We start from the raw sequence: 8,627 nt of genomic DNA, 5'->3' as shown, positions 1-8,627 counted from the left end.
GCTCAGGTACCCCGGACCCGCGGGCGATGGCGCGGGCTTGGGCGCGGGGGCGATCGGCGCGGTCGGGGTGCGCGAGACGGTGACGGACGGCTGCGGCGCGACAGCTCGAGCTTGTCGCGGCGCGGCCTCGACCTGGGCAGGCATGGCCTGCAGCAGCATCGAGAACTCTTGCGCGGTCGCGAGGCGCTCGTCCTTGTGCTTGGCCAGCGCGACGTGCAGTAGCGCCTCGATCTCGGCCGGGGCGCCGCGTCGGATCAGCTCGGGCAGCGGAGCGGTGACGTGGGCGTTGGCGACCTCGACCGGATCTCCCACGAACGGCGGCGCGCCAGCGACCAGCTCCCACAACATCACGCCGAGCGCGTAGACGTCGGCGCGGGCGTCTGGGGTCTCGTCGCGAACCTGCTCCGGGGCCAGGTAGGCCGTGTTGCCGGCCAGGGGGCTGACGTTGGTGACCGGTTGGCCAGCGGGCCGGGTCAGCGCGGGGGCCAGGCCAAAGTCGACGACGTGGACGCCGTCACCGGGGTCGAGCAGGACCCGCGAGAGCCCGAGCGCGCCGTGCAGCACGCCCTTGTCGTGGGCGGCCGTCAGCGCCCCGGCGACCTGCTCGATGATCGCCTTGATTCTCGGCCACGTGAGCGCCGCGTCGAGCTTGTCGAGGCCGACGGCGTCGTCGACCCAGGGCGTGATCAGGAACAGGCGGCCGTCGAGGTCCTCGCCGTAGTCGATGAAGTCGACCACGCGGGAGTCTTCGACCTGCGCGGTGCTGCGTGTCTCGAAGAAGCTCTCGCGCACGCGGGGGTGGCTGAACTCGCGATCGAGCCGCATCACGCAGACGCGGGCTTCCATCGCCGAGTCGTGAGCCTCGTAGACCTGGCCAAAGCCCCGATCGCCGCGATAGCCCACCACCCGGTAGCGGTGGGCCACGACCGTGTCTGGCTGCAGGTGATCGAGCGGGGTGCTCATGGCATGACTTCCAACACTAGCGGGCTCCGAATCAGCGTAACAAAGATCCGCTGAGCGAGGACCGCAGATGTTGGTATTGCTATTTTGTGTGAGCAACGTGAGCGGCATCGCAAAGTGTGCAGAACGAGGGCTCGCTGGTGGTGCGCGCTCTTCTTGTTTCGTGCTTGGTCGCTCCGTTGGGGGTCGTGTCCACGGCGCCGCGTCGTGCCGCGCCGCGAGTGCGACGGTCGAGCTTGGCTTGGTTTTGCGACGCCCGAACTCGCGGTCAGTCCTGCCGAGCTGAGTACGATCAGTCCTGCCGAACTGAGCGCGATCAGTCCTGCCGACCCTTGACACCTATCGCGCAGTCGCAGCTTCGGGCGGCTTGCTCATCGCGCGGAGCTGATCCTCGAGAGCGTTCTCTCGAACCACCGGCCTCACCCACACGCTCGGGCTCGGCGCGGGTGCTCCGGCCTCCCAGCGACTTGGTGCTCGCCATCAGGCACGTTGGCGGATGTCAGGCGTGGTAGCGGGTCGACGATCGCGTTGGTGGCATGTGCGGCGGGCTGAACGCCGTGGGTGCGAGAACTTGGACGTGCGGCGTTGGAATGGTGCTGTCGGGGGCGGGTAGGGAGGCGCTTGCTCATCGCATGCACCTCGCGTAGCTTCCGCGGATGATGGCGGACTCGCGGTGGCGATGGCACAAGAGCACCTGGTGGGGATGGATGTGGGGGCCGATTCCCGTCGCGTTCATGCTCCTCGTCGTTGGGTTGGCGGGAGCGTTCTTTTATTTCTACGTCGTCGCTGAATAGGAAGTTCTTTGATGTTGGTCATTACTCGCGTGATGATGTTGAGATACGGTTCGGGCATGGTCGAAGACAAGCCGTGGCAGTGGCGAAGAAGCCCCGATGTGGGGGCCGATTCCGGTTGGGTTTATCTTCACCATTGTGATGCTGGCGACCTTCCTGATTGTTGGCTATTCGAGCGAGTGGTAGGGGGCTCATCTGGGAATGTCCACAAGCGGCAAGGCTTTCCCGATTTCGAGGAGTTGGCTGCTCGAGTCTCCGCGCAAGGGCTCGACTTGCGCGCCCGGCTCCGAGACACAATTGATGTCCAACCGACCTCATGGGTTTACGCAACGGCTGCTGCCGCCCAACGAGAGCACCTTTCCTGGCGCAGGCGGCGCCTTGAAGTCGGCCGGGTGGGGGCGAAGCTACTGTTGTTGTCGCCCCAGCCTCACTGGCGACGTCCGAGGGTCACAAAATTCTGTAGGGGTTCGTTACCCTTGCTCGTGTCACGGCGTTGAGATAGGTTTGGGCATGCCCGACGAAAAGCAGTGGCGGTGGCGGTGGAGCCCTTGGTGGGGACCAATGTGGGGGCCCGTTCCGATTGGGTTCATCGTCTTCATTCTGATACTGGCAGCCATCATGATCGTCGGGTACTCTCAAGAGTGGTAGGTGGCAAGAGTGGTAGGTGGCAAGAGTGGTAGGTGGTTTTCGCGGAGTCTGCGGATGGCGCCAGGCACGTGCGCTATTAGGAGTTTGGCGGTGTTTCAGCCGGGCCGCAGCGCGACAGGCACATGAACTCATCAGTGAGCGTGCGAGAGTATTTGTCAGATGCGATCTCGCTGACAATGCGAGCGTAGTCGTAGTCGACGGCCGCATCATCGGCCGCCAACAGCGCCCCAATACACGCCGATCCCCCGGCGATGAGACCAGCAGGCCCGAGGAGGGCGCCGATGGCGCCAATGGCGCAGGATGCCCCGGCTACCTTGAGTCGGTTCTCGAGTTTACGGTGAGCCTTCTGAAAGGAGGCGTTAGCTTCCCGGAGAGCACTCCAAGCAGCATCGTTCTTTTCTTCTTCGTCTTTGCAGGACATCTCAAACCCTCCCGGGTGTGTTGAAGAGGTTCATCTCGTCTTGATAGAGCCGAAAGAAAGGTCGCATGCGATAGGCGACGTCGTCCAGCCAGCTCAACTTGCGCAATTTTGACAGGCTGACGCGATCGATGTCGATCCCGACCTCATTCTCCTCGAGCCATGGCTGCTGTCGCCGAATGAACCCACGAATTGTGCAGCAGGCTCCCTCGACCAGACCGTTCCTCGCCAGGCTGAACATGTGCGCGCGGAGCCGAACGCTGGCGCCCTCACCGAAGGCTCGGAGCACGACAAACGAGGAGAACTTGGGCGGATTGGGATCGTGGTCGAGGGACAGGCTCTCGATTCGCCCTTCGACTTCTACGAGTACATCATTCTCAAACTGGCCAATTGCGCCAATCTGTGCCTTTACTCCGGTTGGCACCTTCGACAACGCATCGCGCGTTGCAGCTTTGCGCTCGCGCGCTAGCCAAGACTCCGCCGCTAGCGAGTGAGCGTGCCCGAGTACGTTGGCCGAGTAGGCGACGAGCAGCCCGAGTCGAGCGCCCGCTTCGGCCAAATCCACGCTGACGGGGCCGAGTTCGGCGAGGAACTCGGGCGGGATACCGTGGCACGACAGGTTGCCCAAGACTTGCGCAATCGAGTGCCCGACCGCGCCCGTCTGGTCGAGAACGGTTCGCGCCAGCAGCCGAGCGTCTGCAATTGACGGGTTGTCCCCCGCGAATAGCTGGTAGAACTGCGAAAATCCGTCGTCGACAAACGCGGCGGCCTCCTCAGTGAATGTGGTCACATTTGCCGCGCTTGCCTCATCGAGTACGTAGAGGCTGATCGTCGGGCTCGACCAGCCATCGACGATCGGGGCGGTGCTGTCTGTGGCGAAGTAGTTCTCGCCCTGTCCGAGCAGCGACAGAAGCGGCAACAAGATCGGCGTGCCCACGCCGAGCGCGTGGAACGCGGGGCGCGGGCGCCCAACTCGGCGAAAGCCCTCGAGCACCCCCGCTGAAATCTCGATGACACGCAAGTAGGGCCGCGGGACCGTCGCCGCTAGCTCAATGACCTGGCCGTCCTCGACGCGATAGTCGACATAGTTGCGATCGGTGAGGGCCCCGAACAACCCTACAGTGATCCCGTCGAGCCCTGCCTCGGCGGCGACACGGCCAGCGAGCACGGCGGAGTCGTAATCGAGCGCGTGAAGTCCAGCGAGAACCTTGCCATCCACCTCGCCAAACTCGCCGTCGATCGTTCGCCGTGTGAAGGTCACGGCCCGCTGCGCTCGTTCCTCAAAAAAGCTCGCGGGGAGGTCGACATACTCTGGCTCGAGGTTGAGCCCACCCATGGTGCCCACGGTGAGATCCTCCATCCCGACGAGCAGGCTCGGATCGATCGATACCTGACGGCGGACCGCGTCGCGAGCGAACGCGTCCGTGGTAATCGACTCGCTCCTCACCGCCATCGCTTGGGCGAGGGTGCGAAACCGACTCGACAGCTCCACGGGCAGGTCTTGGGGTCTCGCATAGCGGCCATTCGCTGTTTCCCATGCGCGACGGTCATTGTCGAGTTTGGCAGCGTCGGCCGCAAACTCTTTGCCAATGCCCCGGAAGACGTCCATGTTGCCGTTGTCGGCGATCAGCACCCGACCTTCGGTTCTGACGAGACCGGCTAGATCGGCGAGCCCCCGGGTATAGTCGGCCGAGAGTAGGTACGCGTCGAAGCGGCCTTCGTCGGCGTCCTCGACCAGTGTGTAGGGCTTGAGATTGGGGACGAAGTGAAACATGGGTTCAATCCTCAGCGGATCCAGTTTCGTCGCTATACGCAGCAATCACCAGGCGAGCCAGAGGCACTGCATTCTGGGCAACGACGGCGCGGCCCAGAGATGGACGAGGCCGTCCCAACGTTGGACGTCTGATCGAGTCAGCAACAGCACACGCAAAGTTGGCTGAACCTACCATCACGGTGCGAGACGCGCAAGGGGCCGCGGGCGGTGATCTGGATATAGCGAGTCGAACGGGGTCGTGGAGAGAATCACGGCTGCATACCGTCGCGTTCAGCCGGGCCAACCGCGAGGGATGCTGCTGTCTCGCAGACGTCCGAAGCGTGGCCAAGCACGGCTCGTCGGGCTGCGTGAATGGGTGTGGGTAACTCTGCATCTTGAAGCGAAGGCAAGAGCGAGAACGCGGTGCCCTACATCGCCGAACAGGGGCTACATCCTCCACGTCCTCCCGAACCACCGGGCTCACCCATACGCTCGGGCTCGGCGCGGGTGCTCCGGCCTCCCAACGAACTCCCGGCGGGTACGCGGCGTACAGGTCCCACGGCACGTCGCCGCTGGCGTGGTCTTGCTCGCCCGTCCCCCGACCCAGGGGGACCGCGGAGCGCCCGGGCGATCTCCAGGTCGGGTGTCCAAAGCTGCCGGTCGCCCGGTGTGGGTTCATATTCGCTCGCGGCGCGCTCGGCCTTGGCCTGGATATCGCCCTCCCACACCGGCTCTCAGATCACGTACAGCCGCACGTCGGCATGCAGTGAATTCACGGCTCGCAGCGCCAACCTGGCGCCGTCTCGGCAGACCGGTCCCGAGTCGAACGCGATCGTGGAGAGCATCACGGCTGCGTGCCGTCGCGGTCTCGACCGCTGTAGCCACACCAACCCGAGGGACGCTGCTGTCTCGCAAACGTCCGAAGCGTGGCCAAGCTCGGGTCGTCGGGCTGCGGGAGTGGGTGTGGATGACGCTGCGGTGCCCCACATCGCGCAGTTTCAGGCGCAGATCGTCGCCGTCCGTTTTGTTCACTCCCCGCGGTCGTGCGCCCTCACGGCTCGCTCGTGACTCGAGAATGAACCGCTAGCGCCGATGCGGGACCAGCTGAGCATGCTTGGCTTGCTCGCTTCACTGTGGCTCGGCGTCGCGCCCCCGACCACGAACCCTGCCTCTGATCCAGTCGCGCTGACCCTGCCCAGCCCCGTCGAGGGTCCGGCGCCCGCGGACGCAACCCGCCCCCGTCGGACCAAGGGCAGCGGCTTGGTCATCGCCTCGGGCGTCACCCATGGTCTCGGCTCGGCGATCTTGTGGACCACCGCCGGGACCACTGGCTTGCTCGGGCTCGCCCGTCCTGGCGGGACCATGGGCGTCACCCTCGGCATGACCGTCGGCGGCATGGCCACGCTCCAGGGGGTGGTGCTCGCCGGAGTCGGCGGCCGAGCGCTGGCCAAGAACAGTCGTGGGAAGGACCATTTGGCCAAGCCGATGCTCGCCGGAGGCGGCGTCCTTGCTGGTCTGGGTGGCGCAGCTGTGCTTGGGACGGCGCTGATGTGGCCCACGATTCGCTCCCGCTGTCCGATCGGAATTGGCTGCAACCTCGCGGGCATCCAGCTCGGCGGCGCGGCGCTGAGCGTCGGTGTGGGCATGGTCAGCTACGGCGATGTGCTCCGCCGCCGTGATCCCGAGCATCGACGGCTCAGCAACAAGGCTCAGTCTCCGCTGGTCGCCGGGACCGGGCTGCTCGGGGTCGGGTACATCTTGTCGGCCGCCGTGGGCTTGGCGATCTGGCAGGACCAACCCGGCGACGCGCTCGCTCGTCGGACCCGCGACCGGTTGCTGATCCCCGTGGTCGGTCCGTGGATCCACGCCGCCGGGCCCGATGCGCCGCTGTTCATGGCCATGGCGACCGGTGGGCTCGGGGCGTTGCAGATCGGTGGCGCGCTCGCGCTGGCCGCTGGCGTGGGGATCGCAAAGCGTGAACGCAGGCGCGAGCGTGGCAGGGTCGAACTCTCGGTTGCGCCCAGCTTCGACGGCGTGACGGTCGTCGGTCGGTTCTGAGCGGGGACGCTCGGGCGTCTCCGTCAGGCTCGGGTTCCGCTGCGCTGCCTCGGACTCGAACGACGCAAAGGTCGAGCCCGAGTTTGTCGGGATGGATCAGTAGGCAGTCTGCTTGAAGGTGTAGGTTCGGCCTGTGCGGTACAGAGCCTTGTCCCAGTCGGGGATGTAATACTGGAACACCGAGCCAGACCCGAGCGAGGAGTTGGCGTGGCAGATGCCGACCGCCGCGGCGACCGGGAGATCCACGACAAACTCGGCGATGCCGCTGCGGTAGCCGTACTTGGCGCTGGGGCTGACCTGTGCGAGCCGCCATAGGGTCTCGGCGAAACGATAGGGGTTGGTGCCCATGTAGGACCCCCGCGCCTCTCGGGCGTCTTCTTCACTGAAGAAGAAGTTGCTGGCGCCGCCCATGCCTTGCCAGACCTTGGTCATGGGCTCGAGGCTGATGTCGAGCCAGGCGTCGACGCCGTAGCCGCTGCTGCTCTGGGCTCCTGCTGCGAGTTTTGCAATGCTCATGCTGTCTTTCTCCTTCGAGTTGGTGGGAGCATACGATGGGCGCGAGTTGACCGCACTGAAGGATTCGACCAGACTCGAGCGGGCGGGGTTTTGCCACGCGGGGGGCGTGGGTCAATGACGCCTGGTGGGGTCGCTCGGGCGTGCCTGCTCGACGCGCTCGAGCTGAGCGGTCGACGATTGGCCCAGTCGCCACAGCGAGCTGGATTTACTCGAGGACCAGCTCCCACGGCTGCGCTTGCATGAGCCTGAGCGAAGCCGGGTGCATGTCGTGTCCCGGCACCGCCAGGCGCTCGAGGCGATTGAGCTGACCCCGACGGCTGAGGGTGCCGAGGCAGCCGGCGGCGATGGGCCCGAACCCGCTATTTGGGATCTCGAACACTCGAAGCTGTTGAATGAGGCCAATTGCTGCCAGCTCATGGACGACCCACTCGCCGGCCTCGGGAAGCACGAGGGCGAGAGACTCGAGCGCCGTGAGCTCGGCGCCGTCTAACAACGCTCGGACGCAGCTCGCCAGCGTCTCAGCGCGGTCGCTCGCCCGCGAGACGATCGCCAGGGACTCGAGGCGCGGGAGCTGGGCCGGACGGCGCAGTTGCAGCTGCAGCGGCTCCTCGTGGGTTTGCAGTCTCAGCTCCCGCAATCGGGCGTGTTCGAGCGTCTTGCCACGCAGGCGCCCGTGCACATGCAGGCGCTCGAGCCTCGGCGCCCACGCGAGTAGCTCGTCGATCTGCGAGAGCCCATGGCCATCGTTGTAGCGGAGCTCCCTCAGGGCCAGCCGGGACGACGACGCGCGGATCAAGGCCCGAACCCCGTCGCGCTCGGTCGACGGCCGCGTGCCAAAGTCGACGGACAGCTGGGCCATGAAGCGCGAGAGCGGCGACTCGAGCACGGCCGCCAGTGAAGCGTCGAGGCCGGGCTCGTCATGATGCATGCCACCGTCGAGGCGCAGGCCGAAGATGAATCCGAAGCGCCAGTCGAGGTCCACGCCCTTGGGCGCCTTGCCGCGACGATCGAACAGGCGGGCGAGGCCCGGGTCGATCCACTCGCGCCGGTGGCGGCGATCATGGTCCCGCACCCGCGCGGTCCACATGGCGCGTTCGTCAGCCTGGCTCGCGTCGCGGTGCAGCTCGAGCAGGATCCGCTCGCCGAAGCGCGGAGCGTAGCCCGAGATGAAGTCGGCATAGATCGCCCATGCCTCGCGGTCGCGGGGGTCGTCGACCAAGGCCCGCTCGAGCGTGCGACCGGGATCGACCTCGAGCACGCTCCAGTCCATGGTCGGTATCCTACCCATTCGAGCCTGAGCCAACCCCAGTCATGTAGCCCGGCAGCACCAGCACTGGCGCGCCTTGCCCCTCGGGAGTGACTCCTACTTACGCCGGTTCTTGCGGCGCGCGCTCTTCTCTTTCTTGCGCTTACCCTTGTCCTTCTGCTTGTCCTTGGGCTTCTTCGCCCCACCCCCAGCGTCCCCAAACAAACTGGCGAGATC

The 8,627-nt window shown here is 65.7% G+C and carries 6 protein-coding genes; 1 reads left to right on the top strand and 5 read right to left on the bottom strand.

Features of this window, described 5'->3' with window-relative positions; all coding sequences use genetic code 11:
• The 3 genes from ENSA7_RS24350 to ENSA7_RS24345 all read right to left on the bottom strand — a co-directional run.
• The coding region (locus tag ENSA7_RS24350) for a serine/threonine-protein kinase (protein ID WP_181234057.1) at positions 1-963 on the bottom strand (963 nt) is incomplete at its 3' end.
• 1,512 nt (positions 964-2,475) lie between these two features.
• A complete protein-coding gene (locus ENSA7_RS42480) occupies positions 2,476-2,820 on the bottom strand; it encodes a hypothetical protein (protein ID WP_146158080.1) in 345 nt (114 codons plus the stop codon).
• A 1-nt stretch (position 2,821) separates the two neighbouring features.
• Complete coding sequence (locus ENSA7_RS24345; protein ID WP_106091737.1) at positions 2,822-4,591, bottom strand: hypothetical protein; 1,770 nt, start codon at positions 4,589-4,591, stop codon at positions 2,822-2,824.
• Between the two features lie 1,071 nt (positions 4,592-5,662).
• Here ENSA7_RS24345 and ENSA7_RS24340 point away from each other — a divergent pair.
• Positions 5,663-6,628, top strand: a complete 966-nt coding sequence (locus ENSA7_RS24340; protein WP_106091736.1) for a hypothetical protein — start codon at positions 5,663-5,665, stop codon at positions 6,626-6,628.
• Positions 6,629-6,724: 96 nt separating this feature from the next.
• On the opposite strand, the gene ENSA7_RS24335 is transcribed toward ENSA7_RS24340, so the two are convergent.
• Together ENSA7_RS24335 and ENSA7_RS24330 are read right to left on the bottom strand one after the other, a co-directional pair.
• Positions 6,725-7,144 (bottom strand): hypothetical protein, encoded by a 420-nt coding sequence (locus ENSA7_RS24335; RefSeq protein ID WP_106091735.1) that lies wholly within the window; start codon positions 7,142-7,144, stop codon positions 6,725-6,727.
• Positions 7,145-7,349: 205 nt separating this feature from the next.
• Complete coding sequence (locus ENSA7_RS24330) at positions 7,350-8,414, bottom strand: hypothetical protein (protein WP_106091734.1); 1,065 nt, start codon at positions 8,412-8,414, stop codon at positions 7,350-7,352.
• Between the last annotated feature and the right edge of the window lie 213 nt (positions 8,415-8,627).

The organism is Enhygromyxa salina (genome assembly GCF_002994635.1).
Lineage (GTDB): Bacteria > Myxococcota_A > Polyangia > Nannocystales > Nannocystaceae > Plesiocystis > Plesiocystis salina_B.
This window is presented reverse-complemented; position numbering and strand designations above follow the sequence as displayed.

Coding starts and splice junctions, on each gene's coding strand:
- ENSA7_RS24345 (WP_106091737.1), bottom strand. CDS start 4,591: ATGTTTCACTTCGTCCCCAATCTCAAGCCCTACACACTGGTCGAGGAC.
- ENSA7_RS24330 (WP_106091734.1), bottom strand. CDS start 8,414: ATGGACTGGAGCGTGCTCGAGGTCGATCCCGGTCGCACGCTCGAGCGG.
- ENSA7_RS42480 (WP_146158080.1), bottom strand. CDS start 2,820: ATGTCCTGCAAAGACGAAGAAGAAAAGAACGATGCTGCTTGGAGTGCT.
- ENSA7_RS24340 (WP_106091736.1), top strand. CDS start 5,663: ATGCGGGACCAGCTGAGCATGCTTGGCTTGCTCGCTTCACTGTGGCTC.
- ENSA7_RS24335 (WP_106091735.1), bottom strand. CDS start 7,144: ATGAGCATTGCAAAACTCGCAGCAGGAGCCCAGAGCAGCAGCGGCTAC.